Origin of the sequence: Pedobacter indicus (assembly GCF_003449035.1) — a bacterium.
Taxonomy (GTDB): domain Bacteria; phylum Bacteroidota; class Bacteroidia; order Sphingobacteriales; family Sphingobacteriaceae; genus Albibacterium; species Albibacterium indicum.
In genome coordinates this window covers 1-1,049 of sequence record NZ_QRGB01000005.1, presented here as the reverse complement: position 1 = coordinate 1,049, position 1,049 = coordinate 1, and the positions used below count along the sequence as shown (strand labels likewise).

Below are 1,049 nucleotides of genomic sequence, written 5' to 3'. Positions count from 1 at the left end.
GGAGGATTTTTCTAAACAAAAAATCATGTATCCGAACATGACTAAGTTTTTACCATTTTACCTGGATGAAAAAGGGTTTCTTCAAAATGATAAATCGTTTATGATAACCGGAAAGAATCTATATTTTTTAGTTGCATTCCTGAATTCATCCTTATTCAAATATTGCTTTATCGATAATTTTCCAGAATTACAAGGGGGCACACGTGAATTAAGAAAGATATTTTTGGACAAAATTCCCATTATGGAAGTTTCTGAATTTGTGAATTTTGAGTTTAAGAAGCTGGTAGGCTCCATTCAAAGAATAAGCTCCGACGAGGAATCATCAAAAAGGGTGGCAATACAAATCGACCAAAGAATTTTCGACTTATATAATTTAACGGATTCTGAGCGACAAGAGATTGGTTTTATTGAGATTCGATAAAGTCTATCTCTTCACGTATAAAATTAAAATCGCTATATATCATATTATCTACTAACTTCTTTAACTCTAGATAATCTTGCTTCTGTTCTGTCGCTCTTAGTATTTTCCGAGAAATTTCATTAAACTCTTCTTCTCTTAAAGCTGACAGTTTCGGAACGAATAATTGTTCAATTGTGAATTTTTTCCATCGGACTGTACCTACTCCTGTAGTAGTTCCAATTTTAGAGAAAACATACTCTGATAATTTAGAGTTCAAAAAGACAACTAAATATAAAAGTGAATCGCCCGTCATTAGAAAAGTCGTCGCTTCCGTCATAAAGTTTCCGGATAGCTCAATCGAAAATTTAGTTTTATCCGAAATTTCGCCCCAAACAATTTTTTGTTTAGAAAAATCCTCCATATAAGCACAATTTCTTAAATTATATGGTGTATCTCCTTTGTCAAGTCGTTTTGCTAATTGTGGATAGTAATTATCTAGATGTCTCTTAATTGCAGGGTATTGCTCTATATCAATGGCACTTACACCATTCTCTTTTATTCCGTTATGGGTGTTAATTAACCATAAGTCCGCAAAATCATAACCATACCTTTTTATGTCTCTGCCACGTAAAATCGGTCTTATAATTTC

2 protein-coding genes are annotated in these 1,049 nt (G+C 32.7%); one reads left to right on the top strand and one right to left on the bottom strand.

Annotation, left to right across the window (positions count from 1 at the left end):
• The coding region (locus D3P12_RS15280; RefSeq protein WP_205941148.1) for a TaqI-like C-terminal specificity domain-containing protein at positions 1 to 421 on the top strand (421 nt) is incomplete at its 5' end.
• On the opposite strand, the gene D3P12_RS15275 is transcribed toward D3P12_RS15280, so the two are convergent.
• Positions 405 to 1,049: TaqI-like C-terminal specificity domain-containing protein (locus D3P12_RS15275; protein ID WP_205941147.1), on the bottom strand; the 645-nt coding region annotated here is incomplete at its 5' end. The two genes, D3P12_RS15280 and D3P12_RS15275, sit on opposite strands and share 17 nt — an antisense overlap.